General features: G+C 40.7%; 12 protein-coding genes. 10 read left to right on the top strand and 2 right to left on the bottom strand.

Translation table 11 applies throughout. The features are described 5' to 3' along the window. The first annotated feature begins 298 nt into the window (after positions 1-298). Together ACYQ3L_RS06225 and ACYQ3L_RS06220 are read left to right on the top strand one after the other, a co-directional pair. Positions 299-982 (top strand): response regulator transcription factor, encoded by a 684-nt coding sequence (locus ACYQ3L_RS06225; RefSeq protein WP_379997689.1) that lies wholly within the window; start codon positions 299-301, stop codon positions 980-982. A gap of 9 nt (positions 983-991) precedes the next feature. Beyond that, positions 992-2,335 (top strand): sensor histidine kinase, encoded by a 1,344-nt coding sequence (locus ACYQ3L_RS06220; protein WP_379997691.1) that lies wholly within the window; start codon positions 992-994, stop codon positions 2,333-2,335. Between the two features lie 2 nt (positions 2,336-2,337). On the opposite strand, the gene ACYQ3L_RS06215 is transcribed toward ACYQ3L_RS06220, so the two are convergent. Continuing rightward, on the bottom strand, positions 2,338-5,055 hold the full coding sequence (locus ACYQ3L_RS06215) for a ligand-binding sensor domain-containing protein (protein WP_379997693.1): 2,718 nt from the start codon (positions 5,053-5,055) through the stop codon (positions 2,338-2,340). A gap of 462 nt (positions 5,056-5,517) precedes the next feature. Here ACYQ3L_RS06215 and ACYQ3L_RS06210 point away from each other — a divergent pair, with 462 nt between their 5' ends. From ACYQ3L_RS06210 to ACYQ3L_RS06180, 7 genes are all read left to right on the top strand, one after another. After that, the gene (locus ACYQ3L_RS06210; RefSeq protein WP_379997713.1) at positions 5,518-8,778 is read left to right on the top strand and encodes a SusC/RagA family TonB-linked outer membrane protein; all 3,261 of its coding nucleotides are present in this window, start codon (positions 5,518-5,520) and stop codon (positions 8,776-8,778) included. A 21-nt stretch (positions 8,779-8,799) separates the two neighbouring features. Next, positions 8,800-10,818 (top strand): RagB/SusD family nutrient uptake outer membrane protein, encoded by a 2,019-nt coding sequence (locus tag ACYQ3L_RS06205; protein ID WP_379997695.1) that lies wholly within the window; start codon positions 8,800-8,802, stop codon positions 10,816-10,818. Between the two features lie 248 nt (positions 10,819-11,066). Continuing rightward, entirely contained in the window at positions 11,067-12,467 is a 1,401-nt protein-coding gene (locus ACYQ3L_RS06200) for a glycosyl hydrolase family 28 protein (protein WP_379997697.1), read from the top strand. An 86-nt stretch (positions 12,468-12,553) separates the two neighbouring features. Further along, positions 12,554-14,506, top strand: a complete 1,953-nt coding sequence (locus ACYQ3L_RS06195) for a glycoside hydrolase family 97 protein (protein WP_379997699.1) — start codon at positions 12,554-12,556, stop codon at positions 14,504-14,506. Between the two features lie 12 nt (positions 14,507-14,518). Further along, complete coding sequence (locus ACYQ3L_RS06190) at positions 14,519-17,248, top strand: endo-acting ulvan lysase-like protein (protein WP_379997701.1); 2,730 nt, start codon at positions 14,519-14,521, stop codon at positions 17,246-17,248. Next, positions 17,245-18,912: a glycoside hydrolase family 43 protein gene (locus ACYQ3L_RS06185; protein WP_379997703.1), complete on the top strand. Its 1,668-nt coding sequence runs from the start codon at positions 17,245-17,247 to the stop codon at positions 18,910-18,912. The genes ACYQ3L_RS06190 and ACYQ3L_RS06185 overlap by 4 nt, the downstream gene beginning before the upstream one ends. Positions 18,913-18,933: 21 nt before the next feature. After that, complete coding sequence (locus ACYQ3L_RS06180) at positions 18,934-20,160, top strand: glycoside hydrolase family 88 protein (protein ID WP_379997715.1); 1,227 nt, start codon at positions 18,934-18,936, stop codon at positions 20,158-20,160. Between the two features lie 100 nt (positions 20,161-20,260). Here the strand turns inward: ACYQ3L_RS06180 and ACYQ3L_RS06175 are convergent, their stop codons facing one another. Beyond that, entirely contained in the window at positions 20,261-22,096 is a 1,836-nt protein-coding gene (locus tag ACYQ3L_RS06175; RefSeq protein WP_379997705.1) for a DEAD/DEAH box helicase, read from the bottom strand. Between the two features lie 259 nt (positions 22,097-22,355). Here ACYQ3L_RS06175 and bamJ point away from each other — a divergent pair, with 259 nt between their 5' ends. Next, complete coding sequence (gene bamJ / locus ACYQ3L_RS06170) at positions 22,356-23,378, top strand: BamJ family beta-barrel-assembly machinery protein (RefSeq protein WP_379997707.1); 1,023 nt, start codon at positions 22,356-22,358, stop codon at positions 23,376-23,378. Positions 23,379-23,414 lie beyond the last annotated feature (36 nt).

Below are 23,414 nucleotides of genomic sequence, written 5' to 3'. Positions count from 1 at the left end.
AACTGCTGACTGTTTACTGTTTACTGTTAACTGATATATCTGTTACTTTTGTTACCTTTTAACAGTTACGAGTTTGCCTCGCCTTCGCTTCGGCGAATGTTATTTCTGCGCCCTTCGGGCACCTACAAGTTACAAGTTAGTTCACTGTTTACTGCTTACTGTTTACTGTTCACTGAAAAAACTGTTACCTTTTTTGAAGTTTTGACCCTTTACAGGAAAAACAATAGGATGTTTCGATTCAATATCAGTTTCGCATTAATTGAAAATCGTTACTTTTATAATTCTAAAGTTATGTGTTATGGAGATTTTATTAATAGAAGATAACCACCGCATCAGTGAATTTGTGCTAAAAGGTCTGGAAGAAACCGGATATTCCGTCGTACTTGCCGAGAATGGGGTAGATGCCCGCCGTCTGATCAGTGAAAAAGGATGGAATCTGATTCTGCTGGATATCATGTTGCCGGATATAGATGGTATTGAATTGCTGCAATACACACGTTATAAAAAGATCAACACTCCTATACTTGTTATCAGTGCCTTAGGAGATGCAGAGGACAAAATAAGAGCATTAGATTGTGGAGCCGATGATTATCTGACCAAGCCCTTTTTACTAAGGGAACTGATCGCCCATATCAATGCACTGACCCGTAGGGCCGGATTGAAATATGATGTTCCGGCCGATATATTAGAATGCGATGATTTGAAGCTTTATAAAGAGAGGCACAGAGTGGAAAGGGCGGGGAAGGAGATTAAACTTACAATGCAGGAATTCAAATTATTGAAATTACTGATGGAAAACAAAGATAAAGTATTGTCCCGCACCCAATTACTGGATACTGTATGGGGTGTAAACTACGATACGAATACGAATGTGGTGGATGTATATATTTCCTACCTGCGGAATAAGATAGATACAAATGGGTATGCAAAACTTATCAAAACGATAAAAGGGCGCGGTTATATGATAGAATCCTATGAATAAAGGTAATATATGAAAGTAAAGAATCGTCTGAGCCTGTATTGTTCGCTTATCTTTGGTATAATCTTCGCGATTATATCCCTGCTTATATACGGCTTGTTTTACAACAACACAAAGAAGTCTATTTATAGTAATCTTGAGAAAACGGCCCATATATCGGCTCTGTTCTACCTTGAAGAAGATGAACTGAATGACAGGGAGTTCGCAAAAATCAAGGCGCAATTTGAGGATATTGTGACCGATTCATATTATCAGGTATATGACATTCACAATAACATAGCGTACGGTGTAGGTGTTTCCGATGTTCCGGTTTCTATTCTCGATAGGGTCCGGGTTAGCAGGCATCTGTCTTTTACCACAGACGAATATCTTTGCTATGGTATATTCTATGAAGACAATCAGGGGGATTTTGTCGTTATCGCAAAAAGTCTGAAAAGTGGATTGACAGAGCAGGTCAATCTGCTGTTGTGGATACTGACATCTTCTTTTATTATCGGTCTTCTGGCTATTGTCCTGCTCAGCCGCTGGGTATCCCGTATCGCATATCGTCCGTTTAGCGATGTGATAAGCCAGGTAAAGAATATATCTACAAATAATCTGAATGTCAGGATACAATCGCCTGAGACGAAAGATGAATTGCAAAACCTGATAGAAACGTTTAATGATCTGCTGGCAAAAATATCAGAGACAGTTATTATACAGAAGAATTTTGTGAGGTATGTTTCCCACGAGTTTAAGACACCTCTGGCTTCTATGATGGGAAATATAGACCTATTTTCAATAAAAGACCGTAGCCCCGAAGAATACCGGCGGTTGTCGGAAAAGCTCATCGAGCAGATAGTGCAGATGGAAGAGATATTAGACACACTTATTATCATTTCCGACCTGAAGAAAGATGAAAAGGAGGCATCTTATATGCGGATAGATGAGCTGATATGGGAGATCATAAGTAAGACGAAAAGCCTGTATCCAAACTCTAAAATTTTGGTCAACATGGATATACAAGCGGAGGATGAACAGTTGATGTCGGTAGATAAAGACAGGACTCAATTACTGATTGCCCTTTTCAATCTGGTAGAGAATGCAGTGAAATATTCCCTTAAGGAAAATGTCGTAATACATCTATATAAAGAGGAGAACAGGCTCTGTTTATCTATTGCCGATAAGGGAATAGGTATTCCCTCCGGACAGCTGGCGGATATAAGCAAGCCCTTTTATCGGGCTGGCAACACAAACGAGGTGCATGGGAGCGGTATTGGGCTGTCGATAGCGTTGCGTATATTGGATAAGAACGGGATCGAATATAAAATAGAATCGGAGATTAATACAGGGACTAAAGTTTCATTGTTATTCTGACTTCAGGGCTTATCTATTTTTATTCCGGCTTCTTTCAGATATTCCAAAGGGGTTTGACCTGTAATTTTCTTAAAACTATGGAAGAAGGAGCTACGCGAGCTGAACCCGCATTCTTTAGATAAAGCACTGAGGGTATATTGCTGGATTAAGCCTTCTTTTGCTTTCTCTTTAAATACCTGTATACGGTATGTATTTGTGAAGTCGGCGAAATTAGATTGCAGATACTGGTTTAGGACCTGGGATACCTTTGTTTTAGGCTGGTGTATTGCATTGGCAACGTCCTCCAGTTTGAGATCGGAATTCAGATATGGCTTTTCTTCTTCGAAGTATTCAAGCAGGGCTTCTTTTATCTGGGATATCTCATCTTCTTCTATCTTGATGTTCTGATACTTGACTTTCGATGATGACTGGATGAATTTTTCTTTCAATCTTTTGCTTTTGAGTATATTCATTCTGAAAGCAAGTACCGAAGCAACTATCAGGACGGTTATAATCAACAGCCATACATAAATCGTGTAGGATTTGGTTTTGACTATGGATATAGATTGTATCGGCTCTTCGCTCCCTGCTTTTCTTAACAGAAGTTTGTAAGAGCCGCTGGGGAGGTTGGATATATATAAATCGTTGCGTCCGATAATCCGTTGCCATTTGTCATCCAGTCCTTCAAGCTTATATTCATAGATTTCTGATTGGGGGATAGTGTACAGGTGGTCGGAGAAATGTATTCCGATGCTGTTTTGAGATGAATTCAGCTTTATTACTTTCATACACTCGGAAGACACAGGCAGTGTTTTGGAGCCTACTTCTTCAAGCTTGCCATCAATGTAAACGGAAGTTATAATAATCCGGCTATCCGAATTGCTCTTTGACAGCCCATTTTTAGGATTCAGGTATACCAGTCCTTTCTCATTACCCCACCACAATGTGCCGTCGTCTGTCATTTGGGCAGCAGAGTTGAATATATACCAGGGGATGCCGTCATAAAGAGAGAATATACGGTAGTCAGCCGATTGAGGATTATATCTTACCATTCCTTTAGGCGTACATATCCAAATGTATTGCTCCTGATCTTCGATAATACTCAACACATAATTATCGGGCAGAAAATCGCTGGTAGTGATATGCTCAAAAGAATCTATATCAGGAGAAACTTTGATCAGCCCTTCTTTTTCACTGCCTATCCAGATATTACTGGCTTTGTCGGAGAATAGATAACGGACTGTCTTAATAAAAGATAAGTCAATGTTTTTAGGGACATATATTTTACCTTTCTCATAGTAACAGATGCCTTCGTTAGTACCGATCCATATCCGTTTTTTTGCATCGGCAGTTATGTAATAGATGTCTTTATTGATTAATCCGGAGTTGAGAGTTGTGAATACTTCATACTTGTCTTCCTCTATATCATATTTGATCAAACCATTTAAGGTCCCGAACCAGATATGGCCATCGTTATCATTTGTTATGGAATAGAACGAGTTGTCTACGAATATGTTATCTTTTTTGAATATATCTACAGTAAGCTTGTCCGGATTGAAGAGGTATATCCCGCCACCATATGTGCCGATGAGGTATTTATCTTTAAACGGATATATACAAAGTATGATATTTGATTTGAGGACTTGAGTATTTTCCGTGCCGAAGGTATATATTTTATCCTTTGCAAAATAGATGAATCCGTTCCGGGTCCCCAGTATTTGCCTGTTCTCGTTGAGGTTCATCGATCTTATATTAGTCCCCCGGCTATCAAATATACCGGCTTTGTTATAAATACCAAATGTATTCTTTACAGAAGGCGTGTAATTAAGGCCCCCGACAAAAGTGCCAATCCAGTATGAATTCCCATCGAGAAGGAAAGAATATATAGCATTCGAACTTATACTTTCCGGATTCGACGGATTGTGCGTGAGGGAAACTACAGTGTGGTCAGTCAGAGAAATGATTTTAAGTCCTCCCCCGTTTGTGCCGACATATAATCTATTGTTTTTATAATATATGTTAAGGATATAATTGTTATCCAGGTCTGTCAGTTTACTGAATGTCTTTGTTTTGACATCAAAGTTGTATATACTGTTCTGAGATCCCAAATAGATATTATTATTACTAAAGCAGAGGGATGAAAAACTATTGTTTGACTCGTTATTATTAACTAAGTAATATGTATCAAGTCTCCCCGATATTACATTATAGCCGATCAGCCCGGAAGTAGTAGTTAACCAATAGATATTATTATCGTCGACAGTTATATCCGTAATGTCGGAGCTTATGGTATGTATTTTCCGGACTTTGTTATTTGCCAGAACAAATAAGCCTTTATCAGTGGCTATAAGTAGATTCTGTCTTTTATCCGGGAGTATTTTCTTTATTTTTATATTCTGATCGGTTTCTTGCTGATACCTGATGACTGTATTTTCTCTCCGGTTATATCTATAAAGTTCCTTATCGGATGCCACAAAAAAGTTCACGGAGTCTATTTCAGATATTGATACTATAAATTGATTTTCAAAATGTTTTACAGACATGATGTCCACGCCATCGAACCGGTTCAGCCCATTCGGCAGCCCCAGCCAGATATATTTATTGCTATCTTTGAATATGCAGTTTATAGTATTGCTACTAAGTCCATTGTCGACGTTAATATTCCGGAATGGCTTAATGGCATGTGCTATATTGCAAAAATAGCCCAGGATAAAAAAGAATATATATAGTTTATTTTTCATTTAGAAATTCTCAGAATAGTATAGACTAAGGTACAACAAATTTAAATATTTATTGATAATATATATTAAGTTCTGTTCATTTTTAATACTACGGATACAAATAGTGATTATCGCTGATTACCTTCACAAACAATAATATTATATAGATAAAGATGTAGCAAGTAAATAGACTTCTTACCTTATTATAATACCGATTATTCCTCAGCCGTGAATAATCTTTTGATCTTGCCTGCCATTCGGGAGTCTTAAATTAATTTTGCACTAATCAGGCTTTAGCTATTTTAATCCAGAATAGTTATTCCGGACTTTTTCGGTACTTTCTTCCGATAAGAAAGCACAATACTCATTTACTTTTGTTAACGAATCTGTTTATAATTTCATTTTAAATCTAATCACATGAAAAGAAAGCGAAAATCGAAATTCCCATGTCAAAAAGGATTATTATTAACCCTTGCATTATTAATGGGAGGGACATATTATTCCGGTTTGTATGCGAACATGGATGTAAAAGAGAGTTTTCAACAAACTCAAGCCACTAAAACGGTAAAAGGAACTGTCAACGATTCCAGTGGCGAGTCTCTGGCAGGAGTAAGTGTTAGTGTCGTGGGAACTACAGTAGGAACTATGACGGACACCGATGGAAATTATTCCATTAATATACCAGAAGGAAGAACACAATTAAAATTCTCGTATATAGGCTTTGAACCTCAAACGGTAAATCTGAACGATAGAAGTACTATAAATATAACATTAATTGAAGAAACCAATACCCTTGACGAAGTTGTTGTAGTCGGTTACGGTACGCAGAAGAAAGCTTCTCTAACCAGTGCCATCAGCCAGATTTCCGGTGATGAAGTTTTTAAAGACCGTGGTATAAACAATGTATCGGTAGCACTTCAGGGAGAAATACCCGGACTTATCGTAACACGTACTTCTACCCGCCCGGGCAGCGAAGGAGCGGAAATGAAAATTCGTGGAGATATTTCAGTCAACGGTAAGTCCAGCCCTTTGGTTCTCATTGATGGAGTAAGCGGATCATTAGACGAATTGAATCAGATGGAGCCAAATGACATTGAAAATATCTCAGTGCTAAAAGACGCTTCTGCAGCTATTTATGGTGCGCGTTCTGCATCCGGTGTCATATTAGTAACTACTAAGAGGGGTAAGAAGGGGGCTGCTAAGATAACCTATAATGGTTCCCTAAGCACAACTATAGATGGAATTCAATCTCCAGTAACCAACCGTTTCGAATTTTTGGATATGTTTTATGAAGCGCAATACCAGGATGCACGGGCTAAGAATCCGACTATTACGGACCCTGCAGAAATTCACAAAAGAGTGGACTGGTGGATCTTCAATTCTTTCGGAGGCACGCTTCAAACTCCGATTGATGGCTTTGGAATTGGGGAGACGATAACAGGAGAAACGTTTTTCAATGCATTGAGAAAAGGAGAAGTTTTTACTTTGAAGCAAGGTAATGGTCAGATTGGACGCTACGATGCTGTCAATATGCTGGATTATATGTACGGACAGTCTCTCTCGCATAAGCATTCAATAAACATATCAGGAGCTGATGAAAAATTCAGCTATATGGCATCCCTGGGTTATGCTGATAATAATTCACAATTAAAAATTGCAGAGGACGGGGAAAAAAAATATAGCGGGCGTCTGAATATGGATTACCAGGCAACCAAAATGCTGAAGGTAGAAACCGGAATGTCATATGAAATACGCAATATAACTGCACCCAATACCGATGTGGGGGCAGGATGGTACGATCCTTGGTTCTGGCCGGTCTACAACCAATACGGACAATTTTATGATACCTTCAATGGCGCGCGTAATCCTGTGGGAGGGCTGGTAGGCGGCGGCCAGACAAAAACAGACTTCAATACTTTCCGCTCCAATATAAAAGCGACTTTAGATCTTTCGCAATTGGTAAAAGGACTCTCCTTGTCCGGAACAGGTTCGTTTAAAAGGGTGGAAAAAGATATTCAGGAACTAAAGAAAGAAGTCCAATATTACGACTGGGAAGGGAACAAAACAGGGAAAAGACAATCTCCCGGTTCATTAAAAGAAGAAAAATATGAATGGAAAAATGTGACTTTCGGCGGGTTTATCAACTATACGCGTAGTTTCAATCAGGTACATAATATATCAGCTATGCTGGGTATGACAGCCGAAGAGGAAAACTATAAGAAAATACTTGCTTCGCGTAATAGCGGACCTTTATACGCAGGTTCTGATCTTGTTGACCTCGAAGTGATGGTAAACGGAACAAATAATGGAGCCGGAGGCGGGCAAAGTTCGTGGGGATTCGTTTCATATCTGGGGCGTGTCAGCTACAATTATGATGGAAAATATCTTTTAGACCTGCTGGGTCGTCGTGATGGCTCATCCAAATTATCTGTCGACCAGCGTTGGAAGAACTTTTATTCAGTCTCCGGCGGATGGGTTATTTCTAACGAAGATTTCATGAAAGACTTTAAATGGCTGACTAATCTGAAAATCAGGTACAATTACGGAAAAACAGGAAGTGTTGAAGGAATCGACAATTACGAACGATATGCAGTAATAAATACAGGAAATGCATTTTTTGGTACAGATGTGGCATCCCAACCGTCATTGACTCTTGGTGGTATGACCTCAAACCTGAGAACATGGGAGACGATTAACAGTCACGATGCCGGACTGGACTTTTCATTCTTAAAATCCCGTCTGTCGGGTTCATTCGATTATTTCGTAAAGACCAATAACGGCATGTTCATTCCTGTAACATACCCTTCTATATTGGGAGCATCCGCACCAAAAACAAACAATGGTAAATTCAGGGCTAAAGGATGGGAGTTTTCCCTCAACTGGAGGGATAAGATAGGAGATGTCTCTTATAATATAGGGGGCTTCATAGCTGATGCATGGTCAAAGGTCATTACATTAGAAAATAGTGAGAATGTACCTAATCCCGGAAAGAACTCCAACCGTCTGGTAGGTATGCCGAGAGATGCGATTTATGTTTATAAGACCGATGGTATTTTCCAGACACAGGCAGAAGTCGACGCATTCTATAATCAGTATTACTGGAATGCAGATCATACAGGCCCCAAGGCTGGCAATATAATTCCGGCTCCGGTGGAAAGCGGTACAAACCGTCTTCGTCCGGGAGCTCGTAAACTGGTCGATCTCGATGGTGACGGAGCTATTACAACAAAAGATATCTACTATGCGGGAGACGCGGCACCACGTATTAATTTCGGATTCAAGCTTGGAGCAGAATGGAAAGGAATTGATTTGCAGGCATTCTTCCAGGGGGTTGGAAAACAGACAGTATTGAGAAGCGGATATTTTGCATATCCCTGGGTAGCAAATTTCACATACCAGAATAATACATTTATGGGGAAAATGTGGACAGAAGAAAATCCGAATACGAGCTATACAGTTGCATCACGGGATAATGCATTTAACAACTGGAATTATGCGAACAAAGATGTAACCGTTCAGAGTTCCAGATATATCAGGCTAAAGTCCTTAGTAGTAGGATATACCCTACCTCAGAATGTAACGAAAAAAATGGGACTGAATAAGCTGCGGGTCTACTTTTCAGGAGACGACCTTTGGGAGTGGAGTAAGATCAAAGACGGTTATGACCCTGAATACGGAGAGGGATCTAATAATACTTTTCCTTTCAACCGCATGCTTACCTGGGGGATAGACATCACATTTTAATTAATCATTAAATTTGAACAAATGAAATCTATTATAAGTAAAATATTTTCACCGGTAATGTTATTGGCATTACTGACGGGATGTAGCGATTTCCTTGATAAAGAGCCGCTGTCACAAGGAACTGAGGCTATCTTCTTTACTACTCCGGATCATTTTAAGCAGGCAGCAAACGGTCTGTATAATCTGGAAGGATGGAAAGATTATAACGATAAACCTACATATTATAAAATGGATCAGAATCTCGATATTTCAGGTCTTGGCAATAACGGGGGCGGTTCTGCCGTAGAAAGTAACTTTCAATGGGATAAACCCTATAGTTATATTCGCAATTGCAATATCTTATTGACCAAAGCCAACGAATATGCAGGAAATAAATCGGAAATCAGCGCAGCAATTGGTACCGCCTATTTCTTCCGTGCATGGCAGCATTTTTATCTCTTGCAGAAGTTTGGCGGGATACCTGTCGCAGATCATGTAATGGATGTGAATGATCCGGTTCTTTATGGTGCAAGAAACAGCCGCTACGAAGTTGCGGATTTTATCATTTCCGATCTGAAGTCGGCGATTCCTTTACTCCCTAAAGAAAAAGATATTGCCGCGGCAGATAAGGGTAAAGTCAGCAATGAAGCCGCAAAATCATTTTTGGCACGGGTACTGCTTTATGAAGCAACTTGGGAAAAATACGTTACGGGTATTGGTTACGACCTCGATGGAGATGGTAGTTCCATAGGGGCCGGTAATGCCAGGCCGGCAAGTTACCCATCTATTCAGCAAATGCTGACCGAAGCTAAAACTCTGGCCGGGGAAGTCATTACAGAAGCCGAGACAGGAACCTTCGAACTTTGGAATAAGTGTGACTCTTTAAGCTATTACTATCTTCTCAATATAGATGATAAGGGTGGTAATATGCCAAACTTTAAAGGGGCAGGAAAAGCAACAAACAAAGAGTTTATCTTTAGCAAGAAGTATGACTATGACCTTCTTAAAGGTGGTATCAATCTTTCACACACTGTATTTACATGGCAGGCAGCGGGTATCAGCGCTGTGTTTGGTGAATCTTTCCTGTGTAGAAACGGATTGCCGGTACGCGTCAGCTATACAGGTAATATCACTGACGCACAGAATAATCCCCAGTTTTTAGGGTTTGAACGCTTTTATGATGAATTCCGTAACCGCGATTACAGGTTTATCGGTAGTACATTTATGCCTGACCGTCCATACTGGAGTAGCAGGACTGAAGACGGCGGAGCCCTGAAAGAGCAGGGAAAACCTTATCCCGACCCTGCATATCCCGAAGTCCCATACAATCCGAACGATCCTGCATTTGGCAACAAACATACTATTTATGTCCCTACCCTCCGGGGAAATAGCACGCATAATGGATATGGCAGCCGTAAGTTTGCCATCGAAGGAGCGAATAGGGCTACCAATACAGAGTCTGCCGATTACCCTCTCATTCGTCTGGCCGAGGTACACCTGATATATGCCGAAGCAGCAGTAGAACTGGGCGAAGGAACGATTTCAGATAATGACCTTAATTTCTCCATTAATAAGAACAGAGCCAGAGCAGGAGTAGCCCCTCTGACAAATGCCTTGATAGCCAATGTCTGGGATGCCGGATGGTGGGATCATGCACAAGGTAAAACAGTATGTAAAAAAATGAACATGCTGGATGAGATTCGCCGCGAACGGGCTTGTGAATTATATGGAGAAGGGTTTCGTGAAGATGACCTGAAACGTTGGGGAATAGCACATATCAACCTTAAAGGACAAAAGTTGGGACGGCATGTATACGGAACTGAATATATGACCGCAAAAGCGAATGACGCCGTATATCATGGGCAGCCGGCTTATTATCCCGAAGAATATCCGCTGGCGCATGGTGTATATGAAGGTAGTGGTGTGAACGACCCTGATTACGGGCGTTCAATAGCAACTTTATCTGGTAATCTGCTTTATTCGCAACGGGACTATCTTAGTCCGGTTCCTCTCAATCAGATGAGATTGAATCCGGCGTTAAAGCAAAACCCGGGATGGTAACAAATAAAGATATATCTTTCGCATGATAATAAATAAGGATTATTGTAGCTTCCATCCTTAATGTGGAGGCTACAATTGATTTTCTTTATTATTTTATCTATAGCCGGAATAGATAATAGTTCTGGTTCTTAAAAATAAATTAGAAGTAAATAAGAGTTAAATCTAGTGTGACAATATTTAATTATAAAGAACTATTGTTGCATACATATAAACCTAATAAACAGGTCTGTAACCTAAAAAGAACAAATATGAATTTAAAAAGCATTTGGATTATTATTTTACTTTGTTTTGTTTGTACTTCCGTTGCCATAGCAGAGATAATAACCTACTCTGTACCAAAGGAATTCTATTATGCATGGCATAATGACGATTTTACAGTAAAGGTGAGACATCAGGGTGAAGAATGGGTCGACCTTTTCGAAAATTATGCTATGGTGGATGCGGATACGCGTAGCCGTGCATCAATGGTCTATTTTGATTTCTCCGGAACAGTAGAAGTCAGTGTTCAGTTAAATAACGGCAATTTATTATCTGCAGTTATCCGCCCTCTGGCAGAAGGCATCGTACCCGAGATAAAAGGCAATTCAATAACCTTTACGCTCGATAAGCCTCAGAACTTATCAATAGAGTTTAACGGAGACAGGCTACATAATTTACATCTGTTTGCAGGCGATATCATCAAGGAGATACCCGATAAGAACGCCCCCGATATTATATATTTCGATGCCGGTCTTCATAAACCCGATTCTACAGGAGTATTTAAAGTTGCTTCAAATACAACTGTATTCCTGGAAGGCGGTGCCGTGTTGAATGGCAAAATCGACTGTAGTAATTCCGAAAATGTCAAGATATATGGCCGGGGAATTATATTTTCACCATCGGCCAATGGTATCAGTGCCGATTATTGTAAAAATATAACTGTCGACGGTATAATAATTCTCAATCCCCGGTACAATTCTCTTGCAGCAGGAATGACAAAAAATATAACCATACAAAATATAAAATCATTCAGCTATCAGGGATGGGGTGATGGGCTCGATTTCTTCTGCTGTGAAGATGTCCTTGTCGATGGAGTATTCATGCGCAACTCAGATGATTGTATTGCCGTCTACAATCATAGATGGGATTTTTACGGAGATTCACGCAATATTGTTGTTCAAAATTCCACATTATGGGCAGATATAGCTCACCCTATCAATTTGGGGACACATGGAAATACCGAGACGGGAGATGAAGTAATGGAAAATATAATATTTCGCAATATTGACATTTTAGAACATGATGAAGACGACAGGGATTACCAGGGATGTATGGCTATTAATGTCGGGGATCATAATCTGGCAAGAAATATACATTTCGAAGATATCCGTGTAGAAAATATTCAGGAGGGACAACTCTTTCATGTACGTGTAATGTATAACAAAAAATATAATACCGGACCGGGAAAAGGGATTGAAAATATCACTTTCAAGAATATATACTACAATGGATACGGAGAAAATCCTTCCGTTATAGAAGGGTATGATGATAGCCGGCGAGTTGGAAATATAAGTTTTGAGAATATTGTAATCAATGGAAAAAGGATTAAAAGCTTTGAGGACGGAAATTTCAGAATTGGAAAATTTACGGATGAAATAACATTAGAATAACAAAGGTAAAAACAACATTATAAAGAATTTGTGAAAGATCGTAAACCGGATTATCTATACGTACAATAAACTATATATTAATATCCATGAAAAAAGCATTATTGATATTCCTTATTTTTATATCGTTATCAGCAGCTACAATTTCGGCTCAATCTATAATTGAAACCACCCGCACAAAGGTTGTTTCACCTGACGGCAAACATATATTCGGGCTTTACCAGAAGAAAAATACAGATGGAACTCTGGCTATATTCTATACCGTCAGCTACAATAACCAACCTGTAATATTGGAGTCAAAGCTGGATATCCGGCTCGATAATCATATCTGGGAACGTGCACTAGCCAAGTTCTGGAAACAACCGGAATCATGGAACGATGTGATGGTCTTTGATAATGTAGAAACCTCTTCACATAACGAAACATGGAAGCCCCTATATGGAGAACGTTCGGAAATAAAGGATAATTATAATGGTGCTAAGATCCATTTCTCACGCAGAGATAAATCGCAATATAAGATGAGTATAGAGGTGCGTGCATATAACGAAGGAATCGCTTTCCGTTATTATTTTCCAATGCATCCCGAAGCTATTTATCATAAAATTACTGCAGAAAATACCGAATTTACCATGCCGGAGAGGACTACTGCATGGTGGACGCAATGGGCACAAGCTCCGTATTATGAGAAGCCATTATCAGATTGGGACGATGAAAGTGAACGCCCTTTGACGATGAGGATTTCCGATTCTCTGTATGCATGTATTACCGAGGCACAGCAAGTAGACTTTGCCCGCGCCATGTTCAAACTATCGAAATATAAAAAGAATACGGTTCAGGTATCGCTCTATAGTATCTCCGATATGGTAACCCCATTCGGGACACCTTGGAGAGTCGTAATGGCAGCAGAGAGAATCGGAAAATTATTGGAAAACAACGATATCATACTGAATCTGAACGAATCCAATAAAATAACAAATACCGACTGGGTAAAACCGGGTAAAATAATGCGGGAAACAACCCTGACTACAGCCAATGCAAAAGCCTGTATCGATTTCTGCGAAAGGCATAAGATGCAATATATCCTTTTCGATTGGAAATGGTACGGGCCGTCTATGGATTTCAGATCAGATGCAAGTGAAGTGACAGTAACGGATCTGGATATGAAAGAAGTTGTCAGATATGGCAAATCGAAAGGAATAGGTGTATGGGTATATGTCAATCAACATGCATTACAGCACCAAGCAGATAAGATATTTCCGGTTTATAAAGAATGGGGACTGGCTGGGGTTAAATTTGGCTTTGTCCAGTATCAGACACAAGGATGGTCTGCATGGCTGCATGAATTGGTGAAGAAAGCTGCGGACAATAATCTGATGGTAAATATCCATGACGAATACCGTCCCACAGGGTATAGCCGTACATATCCCAATCTGCTGACACAGGAAGGCATCCGCGGGAATGAAGAGTTCCCGGACGCAACACACAATACAATATTGCCCTTCACCCGAATGATTGCAGGAGCGGCCGATTATACGGTTTGTTATTTCGATCCGCGTATTAAGAACACACATGCGCACCAGCTCGCATTTCCCGTAATATATTACAGCCCACTACAAACTCTATATTGGTACGATACACCTGCACGGATAGAAGAAGTTCCGGAGCTGGAATTTTTCGACAACATACCGGTGACGTTTGATGATACAAAGGTTATCCATGATTATATAGGGGAGTATGTGACAATTGCGCGTCGCAACGGAAAAGAATGGTTTTTAGGTACGATAGGTAATAATGATGCACGTATGATTAATACTCCCCTTGATTTTCTTCAAACAGGGCAGAGATATGTTGCAAGTATCTATACAGATGATGATAATGCCGAAACTGTTACGAAAGTCAAAGTAACCCGTTTGATAGTAGATAGTACGACTATCCTTCAATTTCAGTTAAAGGAAAAAGGGGGCTGTACAATCCACTTAATCCCTGCAGTAAAAGAAGATATGAAGAGATATAAAGTATATAAAAAGAATGCGATACTGTAAATAAAGAGGACAATGAAAAGATTATATATATTGCTTATTACCAGTCTTATTTGCCATTTGTCTTATAGTCAGATACCCTTGCCTCAGAATCTGCCGCAGACACATCCCCGTTTGCTGACAACACCCGGTTATAAACCTGTCGTGCAAAAACAAATTGAAACAGAGCCCTGGGCTAAAGAGGTAAAGCTGGGCATCCTGAACCGTATCGATCCATATGTAGCTAATACACAAATACAACCCGACTGGCTTTATTCCCGTCTGATGATGTATTGGAAGAGCAAGGCTACCAATGTATATATACGGGGTGGAGTATATTCACATGCTGATGGAAAAGCACCTGTGCCAACAGTACGTTTCGGTAGTTCGCGCGGAGGGGCATCGGTTTACAGCCGGCCTGAAATAGAAGATATCATTCCTTACATGGACGATACCAAAGGGGTTTATTTTCATAATACAAAGAAAGAAGGGCGGCCTCTCGAATGGGGAGAACAATCAAACGCTTCGGGGATAGAAAGTATCAATGAACAAATAATGGGTATAGGCAAAGATGCAGCTTTTATCTATTGGCTGACTGATGATGAGAAATATGCAAAGTTCGCATTCGACCTTTTCGATACTTACATGACAGGTATGTATTACCGTAATGAACCTGTCGATCTGAATAATGGGCATGTGCAGACACTTGTGGGACTATCTACTTTTGAGGTGATACAGGAACGTATATTGAATGAACTGGCCTGTCTGTATGATTTCCTATATCCTTATATAAAGGCAAATCATCAGGATAAAATGGATCTGTATACGGCTACATTCAAGAAATGGATAGATATAACCATAAAGAACGGTGTGCCTCAAAACAACTGGAACCTGCATCAGGCCAAATTTATACTGAAAGTGGCAATGGTCTTGGAAGATAATAAGGCTTATGCCGACAGCAAAGGCCGGGAATATTATATCGACTATATACTCAACAAATCCTCAGCCCGCCAGTGGTCTTTAACCAAATTCATGGAATATGGCTATGATCCTGATAACGGGGTATGGAGCGAATGTCCCGGATACGCGCAGGGAGTAACAAAGGACCTGACTAATTTTATCCGGGATTATGACAATACATTTAATCAGAATCTTCTCCCCTACACTCCTGTGATGGGAAAAGCTGTAAGAATGCTGCCTCAATATCTGTTCCCGAATGGAATGATAACCGCATTTGGCGACACGCATTACAATACTATTAATACAGAGGCTTTCAGCGATATGATACGCATGTCGCAGAAATATGGGGACAAAGAGAATGAAAATTTATATACTAAAATGTACAGGCTCTTTGATCCTGATGCAGAACGGGAAAGTGAGAAACCGGAAAAACTTCCGCCTCAGATTTACTCGTTCTTTACCGGTAAACCTCTTGTACTGGATACGAACATCGAAAGAGGAAAACTTGATGATTATGTGACTCAGACATTCTATGCTCCTAATGTAAGCTGGTTTGTTCAACGTAGCGGATATAATAATAAAGAGAACGGGCTGATGATATCCCAGTATGCCTCTTTAGGAAATCATATGCATTCAAACGGTATTTCGATGGAATTGTATGGAAAGGGCTATATACTGGGGGCTGAATCCGGAAGGGGATCGTCTTATTTTCAGGCGCCCTATCTGGAATATTATTCGCAGTTCCCGGCCCATAATACGGTAATGGTAGACGGCATATCCAAATACCCTGAGATGTTAAGCAATCATCCTTTCGATCTGCTTGGTTGCTATCCGCAATCAGGGCAATTGACCGGGTATTATCCGGATATCACCTATTCCGACGCTTATTTCCTTGAACCTGAGAGCCGCAGCGATCAAAACCGTTTCCTTAGCATTGTAAGAACCAGTGAAACAACAGGATATTATATAGATATATTCCGTTCCAGAAAACAGCGCGAAGGAGATAAATATCACGATTATTTCTATCATAATCTCGGACAAGAATTATTTATTCAAGATTCCAAAGGACAACCATTAAACTTACTACCGAGCGATGATATGGCATTTGCCGGAGGGCATCTCTTTGCCCTCGATTATATGTGGGACAAGAAATCGGTAAAAACGAATAAAGATTATCAGGCCGTATGGAAGATGTCGACCCCGGATAATAATCATATCTATATGAATCTTTGGATGAAAGGCTACCCTGACAGAGAAGTATTTTCGATCAAAGCTCCTCCAACCGATAATTTCAGGGGGAATCATGGTGTTCCCTACGAAGTGGGAAAAGAGCCCTTTCTTACTATTGCTGCCCGTCAGTATGGGGAGGCCTGGACGCATCCGTTTGTTTCCATATTTGAACCGACAACTGAAAATGGGGGAAAATCAATTGAGTCTGTCCAATCATTTGAAGCGGATACTGCATCAAATGATTTTGTAGGATTGATTGTAAAAAGTAAACCGGGCAGGACGGACTATATTTTCTCGTCGGTAAAAGATGAAAAAGTATCATATAATAATATGTCTGCAAACGCAACTTATGTAATGGTAAGTGAGGGTGGAAAGGACTTTATCATATTCTTAGGCAATGGAACACTGGTACAGGCAAGAGGTTTTACTATCGAAGCTAATAAAAAAACAAATGCCATATTGGAATATAAAAACGGAGAATACTATTTTACTTGTGATAAGCCAGTCACAATAACCAATGCGAGAGGAAAAGAAAAAGCGATGGAGAAAACTGTTTATCAAAAGATTACTTTATGAAGGGAATAATATTGACGATAAGTTTATTCACTTGTATAATAGCCAATTCTCAAACTTACAAATCGCAGGTATGGATATCTGACCAAGGCAATGGGACATACAAGAACCCTGTTCTTTATGCAGATTACTCCGACCCCGATGTCATTCGTACAGGCGATGACTTTTACATGACCGCATCGAGTTTCAATTGCGTTCCGGGATTGCCTGTTCTCCATTCAAAGGATTTAGTGAACTGGAAGATAATAAACTATGCTCTCTCTGATCTCTATATGGAAGGAGTGGAACCTGCGGGTTTCTTTGACAGGGTACAGCACGGAAAAGGTATCTGGGCTCCATGTATCCGCTATCATAAAGGTGAGTATATGATTTACTGGGGTGATCCCGATTTCGGCATATATGTAGTTAAGACAAAAGATATCTTAGGCAGATGGGATAAGCCGGTACTTGTACTTCCCGGAAAAGGAAGGATAGACCCCAGCCCTCTGTTCGATGACGATGGAAAGGTCTACCTTACCCATGCATGGGCCGGTAGCCGGGCCGGTTTCAATAGTGTGATGACCGTATGTGAAATGAATGAAGACGGAACAAAGGTTATAGGTGAAGAATCCCTGATTTTCAACGGAAACGACGGAGTAAATCATACAGTGGAAGGCGGGAAATTCTATAAGAAAGATGGTTACTATTATTTGCTGGCTCCTGCCGGAGGTGTTGCAATGGGCTGGCAGATAGCGCTCCGTTCAAAAAATATATATGGCCCGTACGAGGTAAAGAGAGTTCTTGACCAGGGCAACACCAGTATAAATGGTCCGCATCAGGGTGGGCTGGTAGAAACACAAACAGGAGAATCGTGGTTTATCCACTTTCAGGACAAAGGACCATACGGACGCATCATACATCTGCAGCCTGTGACATGGAAAGATGGTTGGCCTGTGATGGGTATAAACGATAAAAATTATTGCGGTGAACCTGTTTTCTCTTATAGAAAGCCAAATACAGGTAAAGTACATCCGGTGGAAACTCCGGTAGAGAGTGATGAATTCAATACAGCAAAACTGGGACTACAATGGTCGTGGCACGCCAATCCCCGGCAAGGATGGGCTTTCCCTTCTGCCGATGGATATATCCGTATGTACGGACAATATTATCCTGACAATTTTACTAATGTATGGGATATCCCCAATCTCCTGATGCAAAAACTCTCGGCTCCTGAATTTACAGCAACGATGAAGGTAACAACTGTCCTTCAGAATGAAGGAGATAAAGCCGGCCTGATAATGATGGGATGGGATTACTCATATATCGCATTGGTGAAGAGAGGTAATGATTATGAACTGCAACAAGTCGGATGTACGGATGCAGAGCAAAAAACAGGAGAAAAAATTCTGGCGAAAATATCATTGGATAATCTGGAGACAGATATAAAGTATAATTACCAGACCAAATTGGAAAATACGGAATTCTATTTTCGCATAATTGTCAAAGAAGGTGGGAAATGCTCCTTCTCATATAGTACAGACGGAAGGAAATATAAAGAAATAGGAGAACCATTCCAAGCCAGGCAAGGAAAATGGATAGGAGCAAAAGTTGGAATGTTTATAATGAATCAAGTGTCGGATACTCCACGTTCATGGATGGATGTCGACTGGTTTAGGATAGAAAAATAAGAAATTCAATAAAACATGAAAATAAAAAGAATCATTTGGGGACTTGGCTGTGCCGCGTTACTTATGTCCTGTTCAGAAAAAGAAATAGCAGGTACTTTAGCTGTAGATAAAGAACTTTTGTATTGTAATGTGCAGATACAAAAGACGCTGTCCGAAATCGGAGATCGGAAGATGATACCCCGTAATATCATGGATAGCCTCTCCCACTGGAGACTTGTTCCTATAGATATAAGCGAGTGGACGGTCGGTTTCTGGCCGGGAATTCTTTGGTACAACTATGAAAATACCAGAAATATCAGCGACTCCGATGCAGCTTTATTTTATACTGATTTATTAGAACCATTGACAATGCTTCCGGCCTATGATCATGATTTAGGCTTCCAGATATTTTGCAGTTATGGAAATGGATACCGCCTTACGGGTAATGAAAAATATAAGCAGATTGTGCTTAATGCTGCAGACACATTGGCTACTTTGTTCAACCCCAGAGTCGGAACAATACTGTCATGGCCGCGTGAGGTGGAACCTAATAACTGGCCTCATAATACAATTATGGATAATATGATAAATCTGGAAATGTTGTATTGGGCAGCAAGAAATGGAGGCGGTAAGAGATTGTACGATATAGCGACAAGGCATGCGGAAACAACTATGAAATATCAGTTCCGTGAAGATGGGGGCAATTTCCATGTAGCAGTATATGATACCATTGACGGCCATTTTATTAAAGGAGTAACTCATCAGGGTTATGCCGACAGTACACTATGGGCCAGGGGGCAGGCATGGGCTATTTACGGCTATACAATGGTTTACAGGGAAACGGGAGACAAACAGTTCCTGCGCTTTGCTGAAAAAGTAACGGATCTTTATCTAAACAGATTGCCTGAGAATGAATATGTTCCCTATTGGGATTTTAACGCACCTGATATACCGGATGAACCGAAAGATGCATCAGCATCAGCCATTGTCGCCTCTGCATTACTCGAACTCTCTCAATTGGAGGATAACAGAGTGAAAGCTGAAGAGTATAAAACTGCAGCTACAAAAATGTTAATCGAACTATCTTCAGATAAGTATCAAAGCAGGGGAAGTAAACCTTCGTTCTTATTGCACAGCGTAGGTCACTGGCCTAATAAATCGGAAGTGGATGCTTCTATCAATTATGCCGATTATTATTACATCGAAGCATTGATCAGGTATAAGAAAATGAAAGAGGGTTTATCTGTTACAGACAACTTTAAGAAATGAGGTTACCGAATAAGTAATAGCAAATATAAGTAAACGCCAGTTACTTATTCTATTTTAATAAAGTAACTGACGTTTATATATATGTCAACTTAGGCTTCTATCAGGAAAACTTCGGCTTGCGTCCTCCTTTACGATGTCCTTTGTCCGATGGTTTTGACGATTTGAAATCCGAGCTTCTTTTCGATCCCTTATCAGAACGTGAAGAACCGCTGTTTCCACGATAACCGCCACCTCTTTCGAAACGGGAAGCCCCGGAATTTCCCCGGTCTCCGCCACCACCACCTTGGGCTACTTCTACAGATATGCGACGGCCGTTCTGTTCCTGACGGCTCATTGCGCTTATCACTTTCTGGGCATCCTTTTCGGGTACTTCAAAGAAGGAGAAGTTTTGCATGATGTCGATACGTCCGATGTTCACCTTCTCGGGTACAAAATCGTTTACCAATCCCATGAGCGTTGCAGGATTTACACTGTCTGTACGTCCGATATTGATAAACAGCCGTGAATAACCTCTTTCCGCCGAACGTGTACCTCCCGAAGACCGGTCGGAACGTTCGCGGTCTTTGCGACGGGGATATGATTTATCATCTCCTTTGGAGAAGCGGTCGGAAGGGGCCTCTATTTCATCCGCATCACGATAATAATCGATCAATCGGTTAAATTCAAGGGCCACAACACGCTTTATAATATCTTCTTTTTCCAGCCAGTCGAGTTTCCTGTATACAGATGGGAGAAGGTTCGATATTTCATCTTCATTCACCTTCACTTTCTCTATTCTGTCAACAAGGCTGAACAATTGTTTTTCACAAATGGCTTCTCCCGAAGGAATTACTCCCTGTTCGAATTTCTTATTGATGATTTTCTCAATTTCCCTGATTTTACCCTTCTCTTTTACATGGACAATAGAGATGGATGTACCTGTTTTACCTGCACGGCCTGTACGTCCGCTACGGTGGGTATATGATTCTATATCGTCAGGCAATCCGTAATTGATAACATGCGTAAGACTGTCGACGTCCAGTCCGCGGGCAGCTACATCGGTCGCAACCAATAACTGAATATTATGAATGCGGAATTTTTGCATTACATAGTCCCTTTGGGCCTGAGACAGATCACCATGCAGGGAATCGGCATTGTATCCGTCCTGTATCAGTTTGTCGGCAATCTCCTGTGTTTCGCGGCGGGTGCGGCAGAAAATGATACCGTATATATTCGGATAGTAATCGGCAATACGTTTTAGCGCCAGATATTTATCCTTTGCATGTACCATATAATATACATGCTTTACATTGTTCGACCCTTCATTCTTACGGCCAATCGTAATTTCTTTAGGGCTCTGCATGTATTTTTTGGTAATCTTGGCAATCTCTTTAGGCATTGTAGCCGAGAAAAGCAGCATTACTCTTTCGTCAGGTACTTTAGATAATATCTCATCGATGCTTTCCGTAAAGCCCATATTCAGCATTTCGTCCGCCTCATCGAGCACTACATATTTTATATTCTTCAAATCTACCGTTTTACGGTTGATAAGGTCTATCAGACGCCCCGGAGTAGCAACGATAATCTGTACTCCCCTTTTCAGTGATTTAATCTGGCTCTCGATGCTCGAACCGCCATATACAGGGAGGACTCTCAGGTTGTCAATATATTTTGAATAATCTGCCAGATCGCCTGCTATCTGTAAGCATAATTCACGGGTAGGACACAGGATCAATGCCTGAGGTACGTTTTCTTTTACTTCTATTTTTTGTAGTACAGGTAATCCAAAAGCCGCTGTTTTGCCGGTTCCTGTTTGCGCCAATGCAATTATGTCGCTTGTTTCGCCCAGCAGGTATGGAATCACTTCTTCTTGCACGGGCATGGGATTCTCGTAACCCATTTCTTCGATCGCTTTGCGGATATTCGCTGCGACCCCTAATTCTTCAAATGTTTTCATTAAAAATTTTAAATATTCTTATGTGGTAATTAACCCTTCAACAGGCCTACTCCCACCCCAAAGAATATTCGACATAAGAGAGTCAGCCGTTAAGGACGCGCAAAGGTAGTGATTAGTTTTCAAGTTTTTACAAGATTTCACAATAAGTTTGTTGAAGTTATGATATAGACGGATAAAAAATACTACTTTTGCATCTCGATATAATATACACATTCTCAGAAACTATAAACATAGAACATCAACAAATAAAATTAGTCATATGAAGAAATTATTACTGTTCTCTTTGGTTGCGTGCGCAATATTAAGCCCGGAAGGTTTGCCTGCGCAGAAAAAAACAACCCCTAAAAAAGTTGCGGCGGCAGAGCCAGTCCTCAGTACACATGCTGATACCATCTCTTATGCTCTTGGTGTAAACATGGTACAAAGCGGGTTGAAACCTTATTTGTCACAGATGGGAGTCATAGCGGATACTGCTGCGGTGAGAGCCGACTATACATCCAGAATAGAAAAAGAAGACGATAGCGCAAAACAAAGTAAGCTGAAGGCAGAGATGACCTCCAAGCTGGATTCCCTGACCAAAGCCAATACAGCCAATTTAGAAGAGTTTTTGGTTGGTTTTGCCCAAACTATAAAGCAAGATAAAAGCAAATCGGCATTCAATTCGGGTGTGGCAATTGGCAGCCAGCTTTCGACTATGACCGATAATTTCTCGAAAGAAATATTAGGCGGACCCGGTAAACTGAATATCGATGCCTTTGTTTCAGCGTTTTCCAATAGCCTGAAAGATGAGAAACTGCTCATAGAAGGAGCAGAAGGTATTATACAGGAAGCCGCTCAAAAAGCTCAGGAGGTAAACGAAGCGAAGAAAGCGGAGGACATGAAAGCCGAGTATGCCAGCCAGATTGCCGAAGGCGATAGATTTATGGCAGAGAATAAGACCGTAAACGGAGTGGTGACACTACCCAGTGGCTTGCAGTATAAGATAATAACCGAAGGCACGGGAGCTAAACCGGCAGCAACAGACCGCGTGACTGTTCACTATAAAGGGACATTGCTTGACGGAACCGTATTCGACAGCAGCCTGGACAGAGGAGAACCTGCGACATTTGGCGTAGGCCAGGTAATCAAGGGATGGACAGAAGCATTGCAGTTGATGCCTGTCGGTTCAAAATGGATGCTGTATATCCCTTACGATTTGGCCTATGGAGCAAGGGAACAAGGCTCAATAAAGCCTTTCTCCAATCTCATTTTCGAAGTGGAATTGATTGATATCCCTAAATAAGCAACCATTAAAAGTATGATAGAAGTCGGCGTCAGT

The organism is Dysgonomonas termitidis, assembly GCF_054657735.1.
The sequence above is the reverse complement of the archived record's forward strand: the minus strand, read 5'-3'. Positions and strand labels throughout refer to the sequence as shown.

Bases quoted from the DNA above. Each gene is read 5' to 3' on its own strand.
- ACYQ3L_RS06225 (WP_379997689.1), top strand. From the start codon at position 299: ATGGAGATTTTATTAATAGAAGATAACCACCGCATCAGTGAATTTGTG.
- ACYQ3L_RS06220 (WP_379997691.1), top strand. From the start codon at position 992: ATGAAAGTAAAGAATCGTCTGAGCCTGTATTGTTCGCTTATCTTTGGT.
- ACYQ3L_RS06215 (WP_379997693.1), bottom strand. From the start codon at position 5,055: ATGAAAAATAAACTATATATATTCTTTTTTATCCTGGGCTATTTTTGC.
- ACYQ3L_RS06210 (WP_379997713.1), top strand. From the start codon at position 5,518: ATGGGAGGGACATATTATTCCGGTTTGTATGCGAACATGGATGTAAAA.
- ACYQ3L_RS06205 (WP_379997695.1), top strand. From the start codon at position 8,800: ATGAAATCTATTATAAGTAAAATATTTTCACCGGTAATGTTATTGGCA.
- ACYQ3L_RS06200 (WP_379997697.1), top strand. From the start codon at position 11,067: ATGAATTTAAAAAGCATTTGGATTATTATTTTACTTTGTTTTGTTTGT.
- ACYQ3L_RS06195 (WP_379997699.1), top strand. From the start codon at position 12,554: ATGAAAAAAGCATTATTGATATTCCTTATTTTTATATCGTTATCAGCA.
- ACYQ3L_RS06190 (WP_379997701.1), top strand. From the start codon at position 14,519: ATGAAAAGATTATATATATTGCTTATTACCAGTCTTATTTGCCATTTG.
- ACYQ3L_RS06185 (WP_379997703.1), top strand. From the start codon at position 17,245: ATGAAGGGAATAATATTGACGATAAGTTTATTCACTTGTATAATAGCC.
- ACYQ3L_RS06175 (WP_379997705.1), bottom strand. From the start codon at position 22,096: ATGAAAACATTTGAAGAATTAGGGGTCGCAGCGAATATCCGCAAAGCG.
- bamJ (WP_379997707.1), top strand. From the start codon at position 22,356: ATGAAGAAATTATTACTGTTCTCTTTGGTTGCGTGCGCAATATTAAGC.